At 49.3% G+C, this 21271-nt stretch carries 24 protein-coding genes; 16 read left to right on the top strand and 8 right to left on the bottom strand.

All coding sequences use genetic code 11. The features are described 5' to 3' along the window. Window positions 1–1386: malate dehydrogenase (quinone) (gene mqo / locus AC1DUA_RS00840; RefSeq protein WP_477497921.1), on the top strand; the 1386-nt coding region annotated here is incomplete at its 5' end. A 311-nt stretch (window positions 1387–1697) separates the two neighbouring features. Here mqo and AC1DUA_RS00845 read toward each other — a convergent pair. Both AC1DUA_RS00845 and AC1DUA_RS00850 read right to left on the bottom strand, forming a co-directional pair. Beyond that, a complete protein-coding gene (locus AC1DUA_RS00845; RefSeq protein WP_477497922.1) occupies window positions 1698–1964 on the bottom strand; it encodes a hypothetical protein in 267 nt (88 codons plus the stop codon). Between the two features lie 702 nt (window positions 1965–2666). Further along, on the bottom strand, window positions 2667–3737 hold the full coding sequence (locus AC1DUA_RS00850; RefSeq protein ID WP_477497923.1) for a branched-chain amino acid aminotransferase: 1071 nt from the start codon (window positions 3735–3737) through the stop codon (window positions 2667–2669). A gap of 127 nt (window positions 3738–3864) precedes the next feature. Between AC1DUA_RS00850 and AC1DUA_RS00855 the strand changes: the two genes are divergently transcribed. Continuing rightward, entirely contained in the window at window positions 3865–4761 is an 897-nt protein-coding gene (locus tag AC1DUA_RS00855; protein ID WP_477497924.1) for a LysR family transcriptional regulator, read from the top strand. 33 nt (window positions 4762–4794) lie between these two features. Beyond that, window positions 4795–5823: a TRM11 family SAM-dependent methyltransferase gene (locus AC1DUA_RS00860; protein ID WP_477497925.1), complete on the top strand. Its 1029-nt coding sequence runs from the start codon at window positions 4795–4797 to the stop codon at window positions 5821–5823. Here AC1DUA_RS00860 and AC1DUA_RS00865 read toward each other — a convergent pair. Both AC1DUA_RS00865 and AC1DUA_RS00870 read right to left on the bottom strand, forming a co-directional pair. After that, window positions 5820–6428 carry a DUF3298 and DUF4163 domain-containing protein gene (locus AC1DUA_RS00865; protein WP_477497926.1) on the bottom strand — a complete coding sequence of 203 codons (609 nt, stop codon included), beginning with the start codon at window positions 6426–6428 and terminating at the stop codon, window positions 5820–5822. The genes AC1DUA_RS00860 and AC1DUA_RS00865 overlap by 4 nt on opposite strands. Window positions 6429–6622: 194 nt before the next feature. After that, window positions 6623–6781: a hypothetical protein gene (locus AC1DUA_RS00870; RefSeq protein ID WP_477497927.1), complete on the bottom strand. Its 159-nt coding sequence runs from the start codon at window positions 6779–6781 to the stop codon at window positions 6623–6625. 198 nt (window positions 6782–6979) lie between these two features. On the opposite strand from AC1DUA_RS00870, the gene AC1DUA_RS00875 reads away from it, so the two are divergent. Next, a complete protein-coding gene (locus tag AC1DUA_RS00875) occupies window positions 6980–7549 on the top strand; it encodes a pyridoxamine 5'-phosphate oxidase family protein (RefSeq protein ID WP_477497928.1) in 570 nt (189 codons plus the stop codon). Window positions 7550–7560: 11 nt separating this feature from the next. On the opposite strand, the gene AC1DUA_RS00880 is transcribed toward AC1DUA_RS00875, so the two are convergent. Beyond that, a complete protein-coding gene (locus AC1DUA_RS00880) occupies window positions 7561–7953 on the bottom strand; it encodes an acyl-CoA thioesterase (protein ID WP_477497929.1) in 393 nt (130 codons plus the stop codon). Between the two features lie 207 nt (window positions 7954–8160). Between AC1DUA_RS00880 and fumC the strand changes: the two genes are divergently transcribed. Continuing rightward, window positions 8161–9546 (top strand): class II fumarate hydratase, encoded by a 1386-nt coding sequence (gene fumC, locus AC1DUA_RS00885; RefSeq protein WP_477497930.1) that lies wholly within the window; start codon window positions 8161–8163, stop codon window positions 9544–9546. Between the two features lie 290 nt (window positions 9547–9836). Here the strand turns inward: fumC and AC1DUA_RS00890 are convergent, their stop codons facing one another. Next, on the bottom strand, window positions 9837–10250 hold the full coding sequence (locus AC1DUA_RS00890; protein WP_477497931.1) for a hypothetical protein: 414 nt from the start codon (window positions 10248–10250) through the stop codon (window positions 9837–9839). 35 nt (window positions 10251–10285) lie between these two features. Continuing rightward, window positions 10286–10735 (bottom strand): YtxH domain-containing protein, encoded by a 450-nt coding sequence (locus tag AC1DUA_RS00895; RefSeq protein ID WP_477497932.1) that lies wholly within the window; start codon window positions 10733–10735, stop codon window positions 10286–10288. A 225-nt stretch (window positions 10736–10960) separates the two neighbouring features. Between AC1DUA_RS00895 and AC1DUA_RS00900 the strand changes: the two genes are divergently transcribed. From AC1DUA_RS00900 to rsbW (AC1DUA_RS00925), 6 genes are all read left to right on the top strand, one after another. Continuing rightward, window positions 10961–12100, top strand: coding sequence for a SpoIIE family protein phosphatase (locus tag AC1DUA_RS00900; RefSeq protein ID WP_477497933.1), 1140 nt, complete (start codon window positions 10961–10963; stop codon window positions 12098–12100). A 137-nt stretch (window positions 12101–12237) separates the two neighbouring features. Further along, entirely contained in the window at window positions 12238–14139 is a 1902-nt protein-coding gene (glgB, locus tag AC1DUA_RS00905) for a 1,4-alpha-glucan branching protein GlgB (protein WP_477497934.1), read from the top strand. A 7-nt stretch (window positions 14140–14146) separates the two neighbouring features. Further along, complete coding sequence (locus tag AC1DUA_RS00910; RefSeq protein ID WP_477497943.1) at window positions 14147–15331, top strand: glucose-1-phosphate adenylyltransferase; 1185 nt, start codon at window positions 14147–14149, stop codon at window positions 15329–15331. Window positions 15332–15375: 44 nt separating this feature from the next. Then, window positions 15376–16473 (top strand): glucose-1-phosphate adenylyltransferase subunit GlgD, encoded by a 1098-nt coding sequence (glgD, locus tag AC1DUA_RS00915; protein ID WP_477497935.1) that lies wholly within the window; start codon window positions 15376–15378, stop codon window positions 16471–16473. Between the two features lie 138 nt (window positions 16474–16611). After that, on the top strand, window positions 16612–16944 hold the full coding sequence (locus AC1DUA_RS00920; RefSeq protein ID WP_145667817.1) for an STAS domain-containing protein: 333 nt from the start codon (window positions 16612–16614) through the stop codon (window positions 16942–16944). Continuing rightward, a complete protein-coding gene (gene rsbW, locus AC1DUA_RS00925; protein WP_477497936.1) occupies window positions 16941–17360 on the top strand; it encodes an anti-sigma B factor RsbW in 420 nt (139 codons plus the stop codon). The genes AC1DUA_RS00920 and rsbW (AC1DUA_RS00925) overlap by 4 nt, the downstream gene beginning before the upstream one ends. 298 nt (window positions 17361–17658) lie before the next feature. Here the strand turns inward: rsbW (AC1DUA_RS00925) and AC1DUA_RS00930 are convergent, their stop codons facing one another. After that, the gene (locus tag AC1DUA_RS00930) at window positions 17659–18117 is read right to left on the bottom strand and encodes a Dps family protein (protein ID WP_477497937.1); all 459 of its coding nucleotides are present in this window, start codon (window positions 18115–18117) and stop codon (window positions 17659–17661) included. Window positions 18118–18302: 185 nt separating this feature from the next. On the opposite strand from AC1DUA_RS00930, the gene AC1DUA_RS00935 reads away from it, so the two are divergent. From AC1DUA_RS00935 to AC1DUA_RS00955, 5 genes are read left to right on the top strand one after another with little or no spacing between them, the layout of a single operon-like run. Further along, window positions 18303–18758 carry a DUF948 domain-containing protein gene (locus tag AC1DUA_RS00935; protein ID WP_477497938.1) on the top strand — a complete coding sequence of 152 codons (456 nt, stop codon included), beginning with the start codon at window positions 18303–18305 and terminating at the stop codon, window positions 18756–18758. A gap of 15 nt (window positions 18759–18773) precedes the next feature. After that, on the top strand, window positions 18774–19142 hold the full coding sequence (locus tag AC1DUA_RS00940) for an STAS domain-containing protein (RefSeq protein WP_477497939.1): 369 nt from the start codon (window positions 18774–18776) through the stop codon (window positions 19140–19142). Then, entirely contained in the window at window positions 19139–19597 is a 459-nt protein-coding gene (gene rsbW, locus AC1DUA_RS00945; RefSeq protein WP_477497940.1) for an anti-sigma B factor RsbW, read from the top strand. Before AC1DUA_RS00940 ends, rsbW (AC1DUA_RS00945) begins: the two co-directional genes overlap by 4 nt. Then, window positions 19594–20361, top strand: coding sequence for a sigma-70 family RNA polymerase sigma factor (locus AC1DUA_RS00950; protein WP_477497941.1), 768 nt, complete (start codon window positions 19594–19596; stop codon window positions 20359–20361). Before rsbW (AC1DUA_RS00945) ends, AC1DUA_RS00950 begins: the two co-directional genes overlap by 4 nt. Before the next feature lie 13 nt (window positions 20362–20374). Beyond that, a complete protein-coding gene (locus tag AC1DUA_RS00955; RefSeq protein WP_477497942.1) occupies window positions 20375–21190 on the top strand; it encodes a PPK2 family polyphosphate kinase in 816 nt (271 codons plus the stop codon). Window positions 21191–21271 lie beyond the last annotated feature (81 nt).

Consider the following 21271-nt stretch of genomic DNA (forward strand, 5'->3'; position numbering starts at 1 on the left):
GGAGAGGAAAGCTCTAACGAATGGAATAATGCGGGAACGGGACATTCTTCATTATGCGAGCTTAACTACACCGTCGAACAACCGGACGGAACCATAGATATCAGCAAAGCTATCAAAACGAATGAAGAGTTTCAAGTTTCCAAACAATTCTGGTCTTATCTAGTTACTAGCAACCTGATCCGTAATCCGCAGGATTTTATCGCACCATTGCCTCATATGAGTCTAGTACAAGGGGCGCAAAATGTTGAATTTTTGAAAAAACGCTTTGAAGCACTGACGAGCAATCCATTGTTTCAAGGGATGGAATTTTCCGATGACCCGGCTAAACTAACGGATTGGATTCCACTTATTATGAAAGATCGGGAATTGAATGAACCTATTGCGGCAACAAGAATTGAATCAGGCACTGATGTCAACTTTGGTGCATTAACGCGTAACTTGTTTACTCACCTAAAGGATAAAAATGTCGATATCAAGTTTAAGCATAGCGTGGATGATATTAAACGTACGAACGATGGCTCGTGGGAGTTGAAAGTACGGGACCTCGATAGTGGTAACGTCGATCACCATACGGCAAAATTTGTCTTCATCGGCGCAGGCGGAGGAAGTCTGCATTTACTGCAGAAATCCGGTATTCCTGAAGGAAGAGGGATCGGCGGATTCCCGGTAAGTGGCATATTCATGGTGTGTCAGAAACCGGAAATTGTAGACCAGCATTTTGCAAAAGTATATGGCAAAGCGCCGGTTGGTGCTCCTCCAATGTCAGTTCCGCATCTGGACACCCGATTTATCGAAAAGAAAAAATCATTGTTCTTTGGGCCGTTTGCTGGGTTCTCACCAAAGTTTCTCAAAACTGGCTCCATGTTTGACTTAATTACTTCTGTAAAAACGGATAATCTTGTAACGATGCTCGCGGCAGGCTCAAAAAACATGTCCTTAACCAAATACCTGATCAAGGAAGTTATGTTATCCAAAGAGCAGCGCATGGAAGCTTTACGCGAGTTTGTCCCGAACGCCAAAAGCGACGATTGGGATCTAGTAGTCGCTGGTCAGCGCGTGCAGGTCATCAAAGATACAGCTGCTGGCAAAGGAACGCTTCAATTTGGTACGGAGCTTGTTAGTGCTGCTGACGGCTCAATCGCTGCTTTGCTAGGGGCTTCTCCGGGGGCATCTACAGCGGTTTCCGTTATGCTTGACCTAATCAAAAAGTGCTTCCCGCAACAAGTAAAAGCGTGGGAACCGAAAATCAAAGAAATGATTCCTTCATTTGGCGTGTCACTTTTGAAAAACCCTGAGCTTATCAAGCAAATTGATTCTTCAACAGCACGGGCGCTTGGATTAGTTGAGAACTTGCCTTTAAAAGTAGCAAGCCGCACCGTATCATAAATAACGACGGAAATAAGGGTTAAGCGAGAGCTTAACCCTTATTTCATTCTAGCCATTTGAGGACATTAGCAGGAGTAATCGGCGTTAATTGTAGGGAATCGGCCATTCGCAAGCCCGGTTCCTATTGGGTGATCTGTTATGATGCCAGCTAGCAGTTGCGATAACAGGAAAATCTACCGTTAATCTGCGCTACTACCGTCCGGGGAATGAAATAACGGGAGAACCTCCTGTTAAATCGTCGAAATCGGGCGGAAACTGGTAGAACTGGCTAGATTAGCTGGAGAAATTTCAGTTATTCAGGAAAATGCAGCCTAGATGCGGATAATAGCAGGAGTAATCGGCGTAATTGTACGGAATCGATCCACTCGATAGCCCACAACTCGTTCTCCTCCGAATAAGGGACTACAGTTCCCTTTAATTGAAATCTTAGCGGAATTCTCGCTAGGTTTATGAAATTTGTTATTGGCTGGTGAGGTGGAAGTTGGCTGTATGGTGATTGGTGTGATGGGATGGTGCAGGATGGGAAAGTAGCTAACATCAAGCCCTGACGGACTACCATCCGTCAGGGCTAAGGACATGAAACCTCCACTGAAGACTGCGGTCTTGCGGAGGTTTTTCTCCTCTCAGGGAACTGTAGGCCGTTATTTTGCCGAAAAACCATGATTTCCACCTGCGAAGGGAACTGTGTTCCGCTATTTCACCGAAAACATCTGGAAAACGCGCCTCGGAGGGTGATTAAGACCCTGTAGTTCCGCACACAAAGGAAATAGTAAGTTCTCCTCCGAATAGGGGACTCCAGTTCCCTTTAAGTGAAATCTTAGCGGAATTCTCGCTAGGTTTATGAAATTTGTTATTGGCTGGTGAGGTGGAAGTTGGCTGTATGGTGATTGGTGTGATGGGATGGGTGCAGGATGGGAAAGTAGCTAGCACCAAGCCCTGACGGAGTTCGATCCGTCAGAGCTAAGGACTTGAAACCTCCACTGAAGGCTGCGGTCTTGCGGAGGTTTTTCTCCTCTCAGGGAACTACAGGCCGTTATTCTGCCGAAAAACCATGTTTTCCACCTGCGAAGGGAACTGTGTTCCGCTATTTTACCGAAATCATCTGGAAAACGCGCCTCGGAGGGTGATTAAGACCCTGTAGTTCCGCACACAGAGGAAACAACTCGTTTTCCTCCGAATAAGGGACTACAGCTCCTTTTAAGTGAAATCTTAACGGGAATAAAAAAAACCTTTCAAGCCACCTGAGTGGAATGAAAGGCTCTTAAATATATCCGGTAGGTTTAGCAAGTTACCATCCAATCATGCTTATCCGCGATACGGCCGTACTGGATGCCAGTAATCGTGTCATAAAGCTTGTGGACGAGCTCACCGATCTCGCCATTGTTAATGACCATTGGAGTGCCCTGCCACAGCAGGCTGCCAATAGGCGAGACAACGGCAGCTGTGCCAGTGCCGAAAGCCTCTTCCAGCGTGCCGTTTTCATACGCTTGCACGATTTCGTCAATGGAGATTCTCCGCTCCGTGACAGGGATGCCCCAATCGTTCAGCAAGTGGATGATGCTTTTGCGGGTGATGCCCTCCAAGATCGAGCCGCTGAGGCTTGGCGTCACAACTTCCCCGCCAATTTTGAAAAAGACGTTCATGCTGCCGACTTCCTCTAAGCTTTTCTTGTCGATAGCGTCCAGCCATAACACCTGCGCGCAATCATGCTCCTTAGCGAGCACTTGCGCCTTCAAGCTAGCTGCGTAGTTCCCAGCAGCTTTGGCTCCACCAGTACCGCCTTGAACCGCTCTGGCGTAGTGGCTTTCTACGAGGATTTTGACGGGTTGAAGCCCTTCCTCATAGTAAGCGCCAACCGGCGACATGATGACAACGAAGGAGTAGCGCGAAGAAGGGCGCACACCTAGGCCAGCTTCGGTAGCAATCACGAAAGGACGAATATAGAGAGACGCACCTTGTTTGCTTGGTACCCAGTCAGCATCGACACGTACGAGCTCCTGAATGGCGTTCACGATGAATGCTTCATCGATCGGAGGCATATTAAGCCGTTCACTGGAACGGTTGAGTCGTTTGGCATTTTGGTCGGGACGGAAAATTTGGATTTCACCGTTTTCGGTCCGAAACACTTTTAACCCTTCAAAAACAGCTTGCCCATAATGAAAAATCATCGCGGCAGGGTCATATGACAGCGGTGCGTAAGGAATGATCCGCGGATCGTGCCAACCTTGTCCTTCTTCGTAATCCAGTACAAACATATGGTCTGTAAAGATACGCCCGAATCCTAAGTCATCCTGAATGCCTGGTTTAGTTTTGAGGTGCGGATYGCGTTCAAATCGAATTTGTCCATACATGGCAAGTAACCACCTTTCGTTTACGATCTTAACCGTTATTCTATACTATAGAAAAATAACAATCATTGATCAATTGTGAAATTTCAATTACGATCATAGTTAATCGCTATGAACGGGGGCTAAGAGGATGGATTATCGGTTATTGGCCTACTTTTTGGCCGTTTGCGAAGAACTGCATTTCACGAAAGCAGCCGAGAAGCTGGGGATCAGCCAGCCGACGTTAAGCCAGCAAATTCGCACCTTGGAGCAGCGAGTTGGTTCACCTCTTTTTCAGCGTATCGGCAAAAAGGTTTATGTGACAGAGGCGGGAGAGATTCTGCTTAAGCACAGCCGGAATATTTTTCATGAGCTGGAGCAAGCGCAGGCTGCTTTCAATGAGATTCAAGGCATGCAGCGGGGACGGCTGCGAATTGGCTGCTCAGGCAATCATCTGCTGACGGCTTCGATTATGGCTTTTCATGCCGATTATCCGAAAATAGAGCTGGCAGTAACTGAACTGGCAACCGAAGAGACGATAGAAGGGCTGCTGAACAATCAGCTGGATTTAGGTGTCGTTTTTTTGCCGGAAGAGAATGAGCAGCTCGTTCGGATCCCCTTGTATAAGGAACAACTGCTGCTAGTCGTCTCGAAAGATCACACACTGTCTGACGCCGAGGCGATCCGGTTAGAGGATCTTGTACAGCTGCCAGTAGCTATGCTGCCCAAGAAATTTTATGTCCGTCACATGATAGAGGTTTGCTGTGAGCAAGCAGATTTGTTATGTAAGCCGGTGCTGGAGCTGTCCACGTTGGAATCTTTGCTGCAAATGGCTAGGAATAATGTGTGCGGTGCGGTGTTGCCCGGCTCCTATGTGGAAAGTATTAAGAGCAGCGAAATTCGCTGCATTCCAATTATGAATCCTATGCCGGAAAAGGACGTTGGCATCGTATATCGCAAGGACATGTTCCTGTGCCAGACGACCAAAACCTTCATGAAGCAGGTCACGCAGCAATTCCTAAGCGAAAGCAAAGACGTCACTGCCTAACATAGAGTCACACTTAAATGAGGGATACCTACTATGGAATATATATATACTTACGCCTGCCATGAAGACGAGCAGGCGTTATGCCAGTTAGAGCTGCGCACCTTACTGGGCGCAGGAACTGTGCTCGGTGCGGGCTACGCCGTCAGCCCGCGCAGGGTGGAACCGAGCCGCAGCCCGTTCCTGAAGCTGCGGCTGGATGTTGTGTGCGAGGCCGGCAGCCTGCCGGAGCTGGCCTCGCTGGTCCAGACGTTGACCGTACGCGGGTCAACGTTCAAGGTCGTGTTCGCGGAGACGGACACGCCGGTCAGCTCTGACCGGCGGCGGGACATCGCACGCGAACTAGGCCAGCATCTCCGCGGCAAAGCCGAGATGCGGAAGCCGGAGCAGTGGTTCGCCGTAACGCAGCTGGGAGACCGCTGGTTGTTCGGCGACTGCTCCTACGGCGAAGCCGTTTGGCTTCTGCATCAACAGAAGCCGCAGAACTACTCCACCGCCCTGAGTACGCGCGTAGCGCGGGCGGTGGTGAACATCGCCGTGCCCGTCACAGCGGGCACGCGGGTCATTGACCCGTGCTGCGGCATCGGCACGGTGCTGGTGGAAGCGATGTCGATGGGCATCGACATCGTCGGCAACGACATGAACCCGCTGGCGGTGCGCGGCGCGCGGGTGAATCTGGCCCACTTCGGCATGCCGAACGTGGTCACGCTCGCAGACATGCGGTCGCTGGACCTGCCAGCGGCCTTCCCTGCCCCAGCAGCAGCTCCTCCAGCTACTGCTATCCTTGCCGCCGTCGTCTTCGCTGCTCCAGCCCCAGCCCCCGCTGGCAGCGCGCAGAGCCGCTATGACGCGCTGATCCTCGACATGCCGTACAACCTATGCTCGAAGCTGCCCGAAGACGAGCAACTGCAAATGCTGCAGTCAGCACGCCGCTTGGCGGGGCGTGCAGTCATTATTACGACGGAGCAGATTGATCCGCTAATCGAGCAGGCGGGCTTTCACATTGCCGAGCGCTGCGCAGTCAACAAGGGGAAGTTTAGCCGACAAATTATCGTCTGCGTTTAACTAAACATTTTCCCCAGCGGACCATCTTCGGCAATGATGTCTTGAATGGCATACACAGAAATAGGGAAATAAAGAAAACCGTACACATAGGCGGCAAGCTCGTAGACTTGAAAATAGATGACAAGTGATTTATCTGCGATATAGAAATCCTGATCCGGTCGAATCTCTTTAAAATCAACCAGCAGCGGAATATCCCGCAATTTGATTTCTGCTTTAATCATCTCGCTTAGCTTGGCGACATAATCGCTACCTGGCTTAAATAAATCTTTGAGCGCATAAGCCTTGCCGGTTTCTGTATTGAACGTTAAAGCGTTCTGAATCGTGAGACCATGCGCGCCACCGGAAAACGCATAATTCCATAAGGTTAGGCTGAGCACGCCCCGCTGATTATTTTTCAGTTCATAATAGGCAGTAACGTCTGTCATCGGATTTTTGGGATAGCCTTGATCACGAAGCTGCTTGTTAACGGCATTAATAATCGCAATGTTCATGGCGCGTTCTGCCGTGTAAGGCGTGTGATGAATAACGGCGGGGTAAAGCAGCTTTAATTTGTCTCGAAGCAGCCGATACGTTTGTATACTTACGGGGTGATCTAATCCGTCCATGCTTAACATCCATCCCTAACGTTTTTGCTACAATTTATTCCGCGGATGGGCGTTTGGTTCATGGAGTTGCAGGCTTAGAGGCCAGTCCTGCTATATATAAAAAGAGCTCTCCCAAGGTCCAGATTGACCAGTCGGGAAAGCTCTTTTTGTTTGTCCCTAGGGGCAAACTGTACACATGTAAAAATAGCGGTGTACTACTCTTCAGAGGATGTATCCTCATTGGTATTAGCCGTTGAGCTTTGCAGTTGCGAGCTTAGCTCCTCCAGCTGTTGTTGTGCTTCGCTATCCTCCGCATTGGCCTGAGCCGCATTGATAGCTTGACTTACCACATCGTTTTGATTGTTCGTTGACATGAACACTCACCTCCTCATTTTTCAACCAACTAAGTATGTCTCCAAGTTTCCTGAATTATACAAATAATTTCCAAGTTTTTTGAAAAATGCCTGACGGGGTGCCATAGGTAATAACTATGAAGCATGTCTAAGAAATGTATTTCACAAATAGAGTAGGGAGGAGCATAATAGAAGAAAATGGGAAGGTGGCGAAACGCAATGGGAAAATCATTCGAGTCCATACTACCGGAGCATGAGGCGTTTATTGCAAAGCAGCACCTCTTTTTCGTGGGATCGGCCCCACTGTCGGGGGAAGGGCATGTGAATTTATCACCGAAAGGCCATGACGTTCTGCGCATTATCAATGCGAATGAAGTGGCCTATTTGGATTTAACGGGGAGCGGGAACGAAACGAGCGCGCATCTCGAAGAGAACGGTCGGATTACCGTGATGTTCACGGCATTCGAAGGGCCGCCGATGATTTTGCGCTTATATGGGCAAGGGCGCGTCATTCTGCCGGAAACACCGGAGTGGGAGGCGTTAGCCCCCATGTTCACTATGCTGCCGGGAGCCAGGCAAATTATCACCGTAAAAGTCCATGAGGTCAAGACCTCATGTGGCTATAGCGTTCCCTTCTACAATTACGAGGGAGAGCGCAATACCCTGCAGAAATGGGCTGTGACCAAAGGCGAGGATGGTCTGCTGGCGTACTGGCAGGAGAAAAACATGATCAGCATGGACGGCATGCCGACACCGCTCGGGGAAAAGTTATCCACAAAGAGCCATTAAAGCATTCCTTTTCAGCTAAAATGTTTCCGCAGCGCTTGGGGCGCTTCCACGCTTTTGCGTGTCGAGCTATCCATTGTAACGCTGGTTACCAGAGCATCTGCGCATAGCTCACCATGCTCGTTATAAATTTCTTGCTTCAGCACATAGCTGGAGCGTCCCATTGTATCCGGGCGGCAGGTAATGGTGAGGTGTTCGCCTTGCTTGCATTCTTTTTTGTAATTAATGTTAATGTTCACCGTTACGGTTTGAATGCCCATCGAGCCAAAAGTCTCGTAGGACAGCTGGGAAAGCTCGTACCATTCTTCACGGCCCCATTCCAGATACTCCAAATATTTGGCATTGTTGACGTGGCCATTCACATCGATTTCCGTCGAGCGGACGATGATATCAAGTCTGGATTCCATGCGTGAGAGCTCCTTTGCATACCCCTGTCCAGGGCACATGTTGTTGTTATTTATCCTTGATTATAGCTCGATTGCAGGGGAGAAAACCAGTTTATGGCTCATAGCGTTCCATCATCTGGGTAAACTATGCTTCATGTGTTTGACGCTAGCCATTGGCTGGTTAACAGAAGGTATTGGCGGTCAGCGCCTACAAAGGAGGAAGTTTGGATGGAGCAGCAATTCCGGATTGAACGAGATACAATGGGGGAAATCAAAGTACCTGTGGATAAGTTGTGGGGGGCTCAGACGCAGCGCAGTTTTGAGAATTTCAAAATTGGAACGGAGCGGATGCCGGAACGGTTAATAGGGGCTTTTGCCTTGTTGAAAAAAGCGGCAGCCCTTGTCAACTATGAGCTTGGTGGGTTAACGCCGGAGAAAGCGAAGGCTATCTCGCAGGCGGCGGACGAAATCGTGCAGGGCCGCTTGAGCGGCGAGTTCCCGCTCGTTGTCTGGCAGACTGGCAGCGGAACGCAGTCGAACATGAACGTCAACGAGGTGATTGCGCATCGCGGCAGCGAATTGCTTGGGGATGGGCTGCGCATCCATCCCAACGATGACGTGAATCGTTCGCAGAGCTCGAACGATACGTTCCCAACCGCGATGCACGTGGCCGGCGTTCTCGCGGTGGAGGAAGAGCTTCTGCCTGCGATAGAGCATTTGCAGGCTACTATGCACAGCAAGATGGAAGCCTACGCCTCCATCGTCAAAATCGGCCGCACCCACCTGCAGGACGCAACCCCGCTGACGCTGGGGCAGGAGATCAGCGGCTGGTGGGCGATGCTGGAGCAGAGCGCGCGCATGGTGCGCAGCAGCGTGGATACGATGCGCGAGCTGGCCATTGGCGGCACCGCGGTAGGCACCGGGCTGAACGCGCATCCGGAGTTCGGCGCTAAGGTCGCCGAAGAGCTCTCGCGCGAGACGGGCACGCGCTTCGTCACGGCCGCGAACAAGTTTCATGCGCTGACCAGCCATGATCAGATCGTGTACGCTCACGGTGCGCTGAAGGCGCTCGCGGCGAACTTGATGAAGATAGCCAACGATGTACGGTGGCTATCGAGCGGTCCCCGCTGCGGGATCGGTGAAATCACGATCCCGGAGAACGAGCCCGGCTCTTCGATTATGCCGGGCAAGGTCAACCCGACCCAGAGCGAAGCGATGACGATGGTCGTGTGCCAGGTGATGGGCAACGATGCGGCCATCGGCTTCGCCGCCAGTCAGGGCAATTTCGAGCTGAACGTGTTCAAGCCCGTGATCATTCACAACTTCCTGCAGTCCGTGCGGCTGTTGGCCGATAGTATGCGCTCGTTCAACGACAACTGCCTCGTGGGAATGGAGCCGAATCGCGAGGTGATTCAGCGCAATCTCGAGCAGTCACTCATGCTGGTTACGGCGCTCAACCCGTATATCGGGTATGAGAAAGCGGCCAGCATTGCGAAGCAAGCCCACAAGGAAGGGCTGACGTTGAAGGAGTCAGCGGTGCGCAGCGGCTACTTGACGGCGGAGCAGTTCGATACTTACGTACGGCCGGAGGATATGGTGCAGCCGAAGGCGTGACGCGGGCGGGGCTTCGCACGTTCTCTTCCGGACGCGCGTAGAAGGAACTACGTTCCGCTATTCCCGCCCAAATCAGCTTACTCGCGAGTGGATGGGAACTACAGACCGCTATTCTCCCGTTATTGGGGCAAATTGGGGCTCAGCGGGCGAATAAGTCCCTGTAGTTCCCCAGCTAGTGGAAATAGGCCGATTTCCACGAAATAGAGGACTCCAGTTCCCATTCGGGAGAAGGAGTCCTCATCCTATAAGCAAAAAGGTTGGACAGGATGAATTTCCTGCCCAACCTTTTTCTATTGAATCGGGTCCGGGACCAGATTCTTCTCAATCAGCTCACTGTTCGTCTTCATATGCTTCATTTCACTGCCGAGCTTCTTGATCTCGTCCAAATCCTGAGCCATGGAGCTGTTATTGGCTTCCTCCAAGGTTTTACCGGAGGGACCGTTGCACAGCCGTTCTAATTCGATCAGCTTGTCCAGTGCGGCCCGTCGGACTTCCAGCGGAACGAATTTATTGTTCGGGAAGCCAGCCTCATGGAAGTGCACGGTTGTATTTCCATGCTCAGAGGTGAGTGTTGTCAATGTAAGTGGATAGGAGGCTGCTGTAGCCTCACTATAAATATTGTATTGATAGACGGCTTTCTCCGTATATTCCACACGTTCTAAACCTTGATCGGTTAGCTGTCGATGCAGCATGCCTTTATCCATTTCAAACCACTCCTTTCAAAATGAGGGCTGACGAATTAGTGCCTATTGTTCGAGTACTCCGGTTTAGTCGACTGCGAAGGCTCGGCAACCTCCTGCACCTTATTACTCGCTTTCTCAGCAAAGTCCCGTGTTCTCTCACTAGCTTTCTCGCCAATGTCTCTTGCTTTCTCACTTGCCTTTTCACCAAACTCCTGCACTTTATCACTTGCCATTTCGGCTAAGTCCTGCGCTTTATCGCTCATCTTCTCAGCCATCTCTTCGGTTTTGTCACCGGCTTTGGCAGCCATTTCCTTTGTCTTCTCTCCAAGAGCTGCAGCGAATTGATTTGTTTTATCATATAAATTTCGATAAGTCGTTGTGAGATTGTCTCGCAACTCTGCCCCCTTTTTCGGGGCTAATAACAATGAGGCTACAGCGCCTATCGCACCACCGATTACTAGGCCTAACAATAGTCCGCTTCTGTTCGTTTCGACTGTTTCACTCATAAGTCATCTCTCCTTCGATTGGGGTATAGTGGGTCATGCCTTATACTAGGTTGTAACCCTATTCCATTGTTTTGAAACAGGTAGGGATATTTTTGTGCCTGGCAGCCCACTGCTGATGATTGAAATTTTCGTAGGCGGGTAGTACATATAGAAGCTGTTTCTTTTTGAATTATGGTAAACTAGGTGAGGGTTCCAGTTAACTTTTACCCGAAAGGGGTTATGACGATGGGTATTGTCATTGTGGACGATAACGCGACAAATTTACTTATTATCGAAAAAATTCTGCTTAAAGCCGGATACACGGATCTCCAGATGGTGTCCTCGGCGAAAGAGCTGTATCAGTTATTAGATATGCATTCACCCAGTCCGGCGGAGGTGCCGGTAGATCTGATCTTAATGGATATGATGATGCCGGAAATCGATGGCGTAGAGGCCTGCCGCACGATTCAAGCGAATGAGAGACTGCGGGACATTCCGATTATCTTCGTGACGGCGATGGGGGATTCCAATAAGCTCGCTGAGGCTTTGGACGCAGGGGCGCTTGATTATGTGATGAAGCCGATTAATAAGGTGGAACTGCTCGCCCGAATCCGTTCGACGCTACGTTTGAAATATGAGAAGGATTGGCACAAAGAGCGGGATAAGCGAATTAAATATGAGTTGGATTTGGCGAAACAGGTACAGCGCAGCGTGCTCAGCAGCCCCATAGAGGAGGAGGATATCCGAATCTCTGCAGTCTATAAGCCATCGTCGGAATTGGCGGGGGACTTCTACGCGTGGTATCCGATTGGACCGAATCGATATGGAGTTATTTTGCTGGATATGATGGGGCACGGTATCTCGTCTTCCTTAGTATGTATGTATATTTACTCGGCATTGAAGGATACCATCACGCATATTTGCGATCCAGAGGGTGTAATGCGTGAGCTGAACGGACGGATGAATCAGCTGCATCAATCGGACAGTTTGATCAATTATTATTTTACGGCGATTTACATGGTACTGGATACAGAGAAACGGACGATTGAGTATGTGAATGCGGGGCATCCGGCGGGCATTGCCATGTTGGATGGCGAGGTGAAGCTATTGACGGAGGGCTGCTGTGCCATTGGTTTTTTTGAAGGGATTGAAGTAACCAAAGGTGTAATTCATTATGAGCAAGAAGCGCGTATTGTGTTATTCACAGACGGTCTATCGGAGTGGCTGGATGATGAGGAGCAGGATGGTATTGCGAAAATAAAGCAAGGTTTGCAGTCTTCTGGCCGCATTCACGACCCAGAGGAGCTAGTAGAGCGCATCTATCCGCATGACAAAAGCGGCGCTCCACAGGACGACATGTGCCTGGTCATGATTAGCATTTCGTAAGTGGCACTTATTTATAAAAATGGATACAAGCACGAGTTCGCCCCAATAAATGGGCAACTTGTGCTTTTTTTGTTTCAATAGGCACTAATGGGGGTAAGAAGTGGTATGAAATTATTCGATGGCGGGGAGGAAAGTGGATGACAACGACGACATCGTCACCAAGTTCGGACGCTTTATATCTGTTACATGAGGGTACGCAGTATCAGAGTTACCGGTTTCTGGGCTCTCACGTGGAGGAAAGAGATTCTGTGAGGGGTGTCCATTTTGCTGTATGGGCACCTAATGCGAAGCAAGTGAACGTATCTGGCAGCTTCAACGGTTGGGATGGCCAGAATCACGCGATGGCGATGGCAGACGGTGTGTGGACGCTTTTTATCCCCGAATTGAAGGAAGGTACCTTATACAAATACGAAATCATTACCTCAGACAATGATTGCTATTTGAAGTCAGACCCCTACGCGTTTTCTTCGGAACTTAGACCGGGAACCGCTTCCATTGTGACTTCCTTGGAAGGTTATGCTTGGCAGGATGAGGATTGGCTTGCAGGGAAGACTTCACACCAATTCTTGCAGCAGCCGCTCCTGATTTATGAAGTGCATCTAGGCAGCTGGAAACGCAAGGAGGACGGCGGCTTCTACAGTTACGGAGAATTGGCCAACGAGTTAGTTGACTATGTCGTGGAACATGGCTTTACCCACATTGAGCTTATGCCGCTTATGGAGCATCCGCTGGACAAATCCTGGGGTTATCAGATAACGGGCTATTACTCGGTGACCAGCCGTTTTGGCACACCGCAGGAGTTCATGTATCTCGTTGACCGCTGTCATCAGAGGGGGATCGGCGTCATTATGGATTGGGTGCCGGCTCATTTCTGCAAAGACGCTCACGGATTATCCCGATTCGACGGAAAATCGCTTTATGAATATGCGGACAGCCGCAAAGGCGAGCAGCCGACGTGGGGGACTCATATTTTCGATTATGGGAAGCCTGAAGTGCATAGCTTTTTAATCTCCAATGCTTTGTTCTGGATGGATGTTTATCATATTGACGGCTTGCGTGTCGATGCGGTGTACAGCATGTTGACGCTGAATTTCGACAGATCGGAGAAAGATCGCATCACGAATAGCGAGGGTGGCGAGGAGAATTTGGAAGGCATAGCTTTTCTCCAAAAGCTGAATGCCGTCGTATTCGCCAGATACCCGAACGCCTTGATGATGGCGGAGGATTCCAGTTCATTCCCTGGTGTAACGAAGCCGGTTGAACAGGGAGGATTAGGTTTTAATTACAAGTGGAATTTAAGTTTTACGTGGAACACACTCGACTATATGAAGAAGAATCAAGAGGAGCGCAGCGGACTGGAGCCGCAGTTGACGAAATCGCTGCAGCAGGCTTGGGATGAGAACTACATTCTCCCCTATGCGCATGACGAGATGGTTAATCCTGATAAATCGTTGCTTGGTAAAATGTCGGGAATCGACAGTTGGCAGCGATTTGCCAATCTTCGTGTGCTGTACGCCTATCTGATCGGGCATCCGGGCAAAAAGCTCCTATTCATGGGCAGCGAATTCGGCCAGGAGCAGGATTGGGACTCGGAAGCGGCCCTAACGTGGGACGTTCTGCAGGACTGTGAACATGAACAGTTTCAACATTTTGTGAAAACATTGAATCATTTTTACATATCGGAGAAGGCTCTATGGGAGCGGGATTATGCGCCGGATGGGTTTGAGGGAATTGATTTTGAGGATACGGCTGATGGGTTGGTACTGTTCGGCCGGAAAGGGGAGGAGGAAGAAGCGCTCATCATGGTCTGCAACTTCAGGCCTGAAACACACGAAGGTTATCGCATCGGAGTTAAGGAGCCTGCGCAATACCGAGAAGTATTTAACAGTGATTGCTCGGAATTCGGCGGATCGGGAGTGATCAACGAGTCTGCACGAACTGCGGAAGAGTGGTCGTGTCAGAACCAACCTTACAGTATTACGGTAACCATACCGCCGCTAGCGGCTGTCATTTTCAAAAAAAGCCAAATGGAAGGATGAGATGATGATGAAAAAGCAGGAATGTGTGGCAATGCTGTTGGCTGGCGGTGAAGGCAGCAGGCTTCGTCCGTTAACGAAGTACATGGCGAAGCCGGCGGTTCATTTTGGAGCGAAATACCGAATGATTGATTTTGCCTTAAGCAATTGCCGTAATTCAGGGATCGGTACGGTTGGTGTGCTGACACAATATAAGCCTGCTGTTCTGCATGCGCATATCGGAAGCGGGGACGCTTGGCAAGTGGAAGGTGCTGACAGCGGTATCTCAATTCTGGAACGGCAGGTCGGGGCACCTAATGAATATCAGGGAACCGCAGATGCCATTTATCAAAACTTGGCTTATTTGGAGGAGCATAACCCAAGATATGTACTGATCCTCTCAGGCGATCATATCTATCACATGGATTATCGGACGATGCTGGAACATCATCAGGCAACCGGCGCGGATGCCACGATTTCAGTAATGCCTGTGAAATGGGAGGAAACGAGCCGGTTTGGGATTGTTAGCGCAGATGAACAACATCGAATTACTGCTTTTGCCGAGAAGCCGTTCAAGCCAGCCAGTAACTTGGCCTCCATGGGGATTTACGTATTTAACTGGGAGTTCCTGAAGTCCTGTCTGGAGCAGGATGCGGATAATCCGGTGTCGAGCCATGATTTCGGCCATGATATTATTCCCGGGCTGCTGGCTGCTGGGGCGCATGTATCGGCCTATCMATTCGAAGGCTACTGGAAGGATGTTGGTACGATAGAAAGCCTGTGGGAATCTCACATGGATTTACTTGGTTATTATCCGAGGCTGCGAGTGGATCAGGAAGCTTGGCCTGTGCTGACGGCAAAGCGGAGTTATCCCGAAAGCCAAGTGGCGCTTGACGCACGGGTCAATAATGCTGAAATCGGAGACGGTGTCTCGATTTACGGGAATGTCAGCCACTCGGTTCTATTCGATGGTGTGACGGTTGGCGAGCATAGCCGGGTGCTAAACAGCGTCATCATGCCCGGGGTTCAGATCGGGAAGCATGCCCTTATCCTTAATGCCATTGTCGGGGAAGGTTCAATTATTAAAGATGGCGCTATCGTAGGCAAACCGGGGAATCCAGGCGTTACGGTTGTTAGTGAGAAAACCGTGGTAGGACGTCACTATCCAGCCTCCATACCTGCTACATTAACTGGTACGCGGCTGAATTTCGTTTAAGCTCTCGTTTTCTGACTAAGCCGAATTCAGAGGAGGAATGCCGTATGGAGAATGTTCTTGGTTTGATTAATCTCATGGATGAACAAAACAATTTGTCCACGCTTACCCGTGACCGGTGTGTGGGGGCGGTGCCTTTTGCCGGCAAGTACCGGTTAGCGGATTTTGCACTTTCCAATATGAGCAATGCAGGTATTCAAGAGGTTGTGGTGCTGGCGACTCCGAAGGCGGAGTCGCTGCTCCAGCATATCGGAAACGGGCAGCATTATGGGTTGGAGGCGCTGCACACGCTAGCTGCTGGGCAAGGCGACCAGCTTCAATTGGACAACCATCTGGCCTACTTGAAATCAAGAGCCGAGAAATACGTTTTGCTCGCCTCCAGCCGTATTATTTATCATTCTCATTATGATCAAATGATCGATTACCATCTCAGCAGCGGAGCGGAGATTACCGCGCTCTTCAAGCATTTGACGGAGATGGACCGTCATGCGCATATTGGACATGCCTATAGCCTAGAGATGAATGATCAAGGCCGCGTTGTTAGTGTTGTTCCTACCTACCATGCGCTGCCGAGTCTAGCCCCGCAAAACATTGATCTGGATACGATGGTACTGGAGCGAAAGCTGCTGATTGATCTCATTGAGATGAGCATGAAGCCTGGAAGAAGAGACATGGATCTGAAACAGGTTGTCTGGGAACACCTGAGCCAGCTTCATGTACAGGGTTATGCCAACCATGGCTACATGGCGATTATGGACTCCGTCGACAGCTACTACGCGCACAGTATGCAGCTTCTGCAGCCGCATGGATGGAGGCAGTTCATGAAGCATCAAGAGTCTGTGTATACGCGAAAAGAGGACGAGGCTGCGATCTCTTGCCATCAGCAAGCCTTGATTCGCAACGCGTTCGTCGCACCTGGCTGCCGAATAGAAGGTTATGTGGAGAACAGCATCTTGTTCCCAGGGGTAGCCGTTCATCCAGGGGCACACGTCAAAAATAGTGTGATTATGCAGGATTGCATGATTCAGGCAGGCGCCTATTTGGACCGGGTTATTTTGGACAAACAGGTTATGGTGGAGCAGGGGGCAATCATTTGCGGTCAATATGCCCATCCTTTTGTGGCGGAGAAGAGTGGCGTATTGTAAGAGGAAGCTGGCCAGAATGGCTGGCTTAGTTGCGTGTCGTGAATGACCGGTAGATCAGGCTTTTGGTCGTGAAGCTTGTGTAAAGGTTAGGCACTTGTTACACTTGAAAGAGCAAATCACATAGAAGGAGTGTGGCTCATGTCTGTAGAAAAGTTCCAAGTTGATCAAGAAGAATTGGAGAAATCTATACAGCTTCATATCCGTGGTGAACTCGATTTGGCAGCAGCTTTAACRTTCCGTCATGCGCTCGAAGCGGTTGTTCATAGGACCGATAAAGCGTTAATTCTAGACGTAGGTGAGTTAACATATATCGATAGCACGGGGATCGGTATTGTGGTCTCTGCTTTGAAAATACGCGATGAGCTGAAAGCGCCGTTCGCAGTGCGCCATATTCCATCTGGTATCAAAAGGCTTTTTGACCTTACAGGTATCTCCGGATTTCTTAATGAAGGGATCGAAGGAACCGCATGAACGTCGTTCGTCTGCACATACCCGCAGCAGCGGAGTACCTGGACATTGTCAGACTTAGTCTTTACGGGGTTGCCACTAAGCTGGGGTTCTCCTATGAGGACATCGAGGATATGAAAGTAGCGGTTTCGGAAGCCTGCAACAACGCGGTGCTTCATGGGGAGACGTCGGCCATTCTGGGGCAAATCTCTATTAGCTATGAGCTGGGTGAAGACAGGCTGATTGTGAAAGTGAAAGATGACGGCCCTGGCTTTGATTATCAAAGTCAACAAGAGCAGTCGGCGGAATCGCCGGTTGGTCAGACCGTCAGCGAGCTGCAGTCTGGAGGCCTTGGCATTTATCTCATGCAAGCGCTGATGGATGAGGTAACGGTGAACACCGAGCAAGGGACGGAAATCACGCTCGTCAAATATGTATAAAACAAAGGGGCTATCTCAAAAGGTCAGGCATGACCTTATGGAGATAGCCCCTTTGTGTTTGTGGGAACTAGGGTACGCTATGTTCTGGAGAATCGGCGATTCGATCAGGGAGTGGGAACTACGATCCTCTATTTGAACCCAATAAGCTCTGATGTGAGCTTATTGGGGGAAATAGAGCCCTGTAGTTCCGTCTGGACCCTGAAAGTGGCCAATTTAGCTAAAATAAGGACCTGTAGTTCTCCGTGGACCAGCCCGGTCTGGGCAAGGGCTAGGCCGGGTCAAGATCAGGCCTTAGCCCTTAGCGGCCAAGGAAAGATTCCAGCATCCAGCTGTGCTTCTCAAGTGAAGCGCGAATCTTGATCAGCATGTCAGCCGTCGGCTGATCCTTGCTCTCTTCGGCAAGCGCGATGCCCTCGGTCAGCTCCGAGCAGATCAGGGTGAAGTCGCTTGCCAGCTGTTTCACCATCTCCGCTGCGGCAGCCTCCTTGCTTGCTTCCTTGATAGAAGCAAGCTCCAGATGCTCCTGCAGGGTAGCAGTTGGCACGGCGCGCAGCGAAAGCATTCGCTCCGCGATGACGTCCAGATGCAGCGCAGCCTCTACGTACAATTCTTCGAATTTCAGATGCAGGGTGAAGAAGTTCTCACCTTTTACATACCAGTGATAATTATGCAGTTTCATATATAGAATTGAGAAGTTCGCTACCTGCTTGTCCAACGTTTCTGTAATGGTATTTTCTTTCAGTGCTGTTTTTACCATGTGAAATTCCTCCATTCAATTTATAGGATTGTTTCATCGTTCCTATCTTGTCTTACCCGCGAGCTTCTCTTTTGAAACACAACGTAGAAATATCTGGAAATTGGTGGAGAGCTGTTTCATTTCTCAGCAATGCGGGTAACGATAAGTAATCAAGCAAACTAATCAAGCGAACAGGGGTGATTGACATGTTAGTTGAACTTAGCGCAGTCCTTGCTGCCATAGCTTTCGTATTCCTTGTCTTCTATTTAATTCAAACCTTGAAATCACTGAAGCTATCCCTGGATCAAATCACTTTGACGATGGGCCAAATGAAGGACGAGGTTACACAGATTTCTTCTGAAGTACAGGACGTTATTCTCAATACCAATGAGATGGCTATAGATGTTCGTGCGAAGCTGGCCAAGCTGAACCACCTGTTCAGCTCAGTGAACGACGTCGGTCAAGTCGTCCACGAACTTACGTCTTCCATGAAACAATCAGCTACAGGCTTCATCGACGCGGTGAAACAAACACGGTTGCCGAAAGATACGCCGTCATTAAGCCGCAGATTGCAAACCATTTTGCAGGGAGCAGCAGTCTCGATGGAGATGTGGAAGAAGTTTAAATCGAAAAAAACACATCAAATGGGCAGCATGAAATAGAAGGGAGCTATCTTTGTGAACATACGTAAATTTACGGTTTATAAGCAATCGAATGGGGAAGAAAATATTATATACTTAAGCGGGGAGCTTGATCTGTCAGCAGCGTCTGAGCTTGCGGCAGTTCTAGATTCCGTTGTTACCCAGGGCGATCAGCACTTAACGTTAGATTTAAAAGAATTGCGCTATATTGACAGCACAGGGATAGGCTTAATTGTCTCGGTGCTCAAAGTAAGAGCTGCGATGGGCGCATCCTTCCGGATTCAGCATATTCCCGCCAGAATTCAGCGTTTATTTGAAATCACGGGTGTTGCCCGCTATTTCGTGGACGGCGAATTGCAAATTCATAATCAAGGCAGAGCAGAAAGGAAAGAAGAAATTATATGAACCCATACATCGGCCTTACGATCCCGGCACAGGCGGAATATTTGGATATTGTTAGACTTACCTTATACGGTGTGGCCTCTAAAGCGGGCTTCTCATTTGAAGATATTGAAGACATGAAGGTAGCTGTAGCAGAAGCTTGCAATAATGCAATTCTGCATGCTTATGAGCAAGGACAGCCAGGAACCATTGAGATTCAGTACGAGCAGCAGGATGGATTTTTACAAATTAGCGTCAAGGATGAAGGGAACAGCTTTCATTACGTGCAAGCGGAATCCGATACGGTCGCACTGCATCATAAATCCATTAGTGAAGCGGCAGTAGGGGGGTTAGGAATGTTCCTCATGCWGGCTTTAATGGATGATGTGCAGGTGCTAACGGACAGTGGTAGAGGCACGCAGGTTGTTTTGAAGAAGCAGCTAACAGGGCAGATGAATAGAAAAGAGGAAATGGTATGAATGTGAATGCATCATCCTCCAAGCCTCTATATGACATGTATTTGAAAATGAAAATTTATAAAGAGACGGCTTGCCAAGAGACGGCTACGGCACTGCTGCTGCACTATGAACCTATCGTTCGTATGGCAGTCGGCAAGATGTCTCGGAGCCGTCCTGATTTATATGAAGATCTGTATCAAGTAGGACAGATGTCTTTACTGCGGTTATTCACTCAGTACGATAGTACACTGGATACTCCTTTTGAAGCTTATGCGATGAAAAGCTTGATCGGTCACTTGAAGAACTATTTGCGTGACAAGTCATGGTACATACAGGTTCCACGACGAATTAAGGAAAAAGGAGCTCTCGTCCAGAGAGCCTTGGATGAATTAACAGTGAAGCTCGAGCGCTCGCCGAATATCGATGAAATGGCGGCTTATTTGGAGCTGAGCACGGAAGAGACCATTGAAATTCTGGCTGGTCGCGACTACTATCATTACACGTCGCTGGATACGCCGCTTAACAGTGAAGGGGATAGTGCGACGATTGGCGATATGATTGCCGGTTCAACCGACGAGTATCAGACCCTAGAAAGACGAATGGATTTGGAAGAGGCGATGACCTGCTTGAAAGAGGAGGAGAAGAAAGTCATTAATCTCATCTATCAGGAGGGGCACTCACAGCGACAAATTGCAGATCAGCTGGGGATCTCACAGATGAGTGTTTCCCGCATTCAGAAGCGGGCAATACTGAAACTGAAGGCAGTACTTACACCCAATCCTTAGAGGAGGCCGCCCTATGCCAAATCAGCATTTTAAATTAGAATATGGAAAAAAAATTCGTTTAGCGAATATCGACCCTAATGATACAGGGGCCAAACATGAACGGGAAGAAGTAGGAGCTGAGATGGAGCGCTTGAAAGAGCGACTGGAAGCTTTGCAGAATAAGTTGTACGCCGGGAAGCAGCAATCCGTTCTCTTTGTGATCCAGGGGATGGATTGCAGTGGCAAAGACGGCTTAGTTAAGCATGCTCTTGGTGGCTTGCATCCGCAGGGGTTTAAGGTCAACAGTTTCCGTGCGCCTACGGAAGAGGAAACAGCGCATGACTTCTTATGGCGCGCTCATCAGATTGCACCTGCCAAAGGGATGATCGGAGCCTTCATTCGATCGTACTACGAAGATGTGCTTATCACGAGAGTCCATAATTGGATTAGCGAGTCAGAAGTGAAAAGCAGATTCAAGCATATCAACCGCTTTGAGAAATTGTTAGAGAGCGGCGGCGTGAAAATCGTGAAGATTTTTCTCCACATCTCGAAGGATTTCCAACTTGCTAGACTACGGAATCGGCTGACAGACCCCACAAAACACTGGAAATTCGATAAGAACGATTTGATAGAACGTGAGTCATGGGCCGAATATGAAGAAGCCTATGAAGCGGTATTTAAGCATTGCAGCTCTGAATCGGCACCATGGTACATTGTGCCAGCTAATCACCGCTGGTATCGAGATTGGGCTGTGCTGCAAATCGCCGTAGAAGCACTAGAGAGCATGAATCTGGCATTCCCGGAATCAGATCCGGAGCTTGATTTAATACTAGAGAAACTACAGGAATAGGCGTAGTTTTTCTCTCTATCTCCGCAATTATGGTATAGTTAGAATAGTAGAATGTTAAGAAACGTTCTCTATGAACTGTAC

The sequence above is a fragment of the Paenibacillus sp. 01T422 genome (assembly GCF_056398785.1).

Coding starts and splice junctions, on each gene's coding strand:
- AC1DUA_RS00870 (WP_477497927.1), bottom strand. CDS start 6,781: ATGTCAACGAACAATCAAAACGATGTGGTAAGTCAAGCTATCAATGCG.
- AC1DUA_RS00955 (WP_477497942.1), top strand. CDS start 20,375: ATGCCAAATCAGCATTTTAAATTAGAATATGGAAAAAAAATTCGTTTA.
- AC1DUA_RS00890 (WP_477497931.1), bottom strand. CDS start 10,250: ATGGATAAAGGCATGCTGCATCGACAGCTAACCGATCAAGGTTTAGAA.
- rsbW (WP_477497936.1), top strand. CDS start 16,941: ATGAACGTCGTTCGTCTGCACATACCCGCAGCAGCGGAGTACCTGGAC.
- AC1DUA_RS00865 (WP_477497926.1), bottom strand. CDS start 6,428: ATGGACGGATTAGATCACCCCGTAAGTATACAAACGTATCGGCTGCTT.
- AC1DUA_RS00880 (WP_477497929.1), bottom strand. CDS start 7,953: ATGGAATCCAGACTTGATATCATCGTCCGCTCGACGGAAATCGATGTG.
- glgD (WP_477497935.1), top strand. CDS start 15,376: ATGGAGAATGTTCTTGGTTTGATTAATCTCATGGATGAACAAAACAAT.
- AC1DUA_RS00930 (WP_477497937.1), bottom strand. CDS start 18,117: ATGGTAAAAACAGCACTGAAAGAAAATACCATTACAGAAACGTTGGAC.
- AC1DUA_RS00935 (WP_477497938.1), top strand. CDS start 18,303: ATGTTAGTTGAACTTAGCGCAGTCCTTGCTGCCATAGCTTTCGTATTC.
- AC1DUA_RS00875 (WP_477497928.1), top strand. CDS start 6,980: ATGGGAAAATCATTCGAGTCCATACTACCGGAGCATGAGGCGTTTATT.
- AC1DUA_RS00895 (WP_477497932.1), bottom strand. CDS start 10,735: ATGAGTGAAACAGTCGAAACGAACAGAAGCGGACTATTGTTAGGCCTA.
- AC1DUA_RS00900 (WP_477497933.1), top strand. CDS start 10,961: ATGGGTATTGTCATTGTGGACGATAACGCGACAAATTTACTTATTATC.
- AC1DUA_RS00950 (WP_477497941.1), top strand. CDS start 19,594: ATGAATGTGAATGCATCATCCTCCAAGCCTCTATATGACATGTATTTG.
- fumC (WP_477497930.1), top strand. CDS start 8,161: ATGGAGCAGCAATTCCGGATTGAACGAGATACAATGGGGGAAATCAAA.
- AC1DUA_RS00860 (WP_477497925.1), top strand. CDS start 4,795: ATGGAATATATATATACTTACGCCTGCCATGAAGACGAGCAGGCGTTA.
- AC1DUA_RS00855 (WP_477497924.1), top strand. CDS start 3,865: ATGGATTATCGGTTATTGGCCTACTTTTTGGCCGTTTGCGAAGAACTG.
- AC1DUA_RS00845 (WP_477497922.1), bottom strand. CDS start 1,964: ATGTCCTTAGCCCTGACGGATGGTAGTCCGTCAGGGCTTGATGTTAGC.
- glgB (WP_477497934.1), top strand. CDS start 12,238: ATGACAACGACGACATCGTCACCAAGTTCGGACGCTTTATATCTGTTA.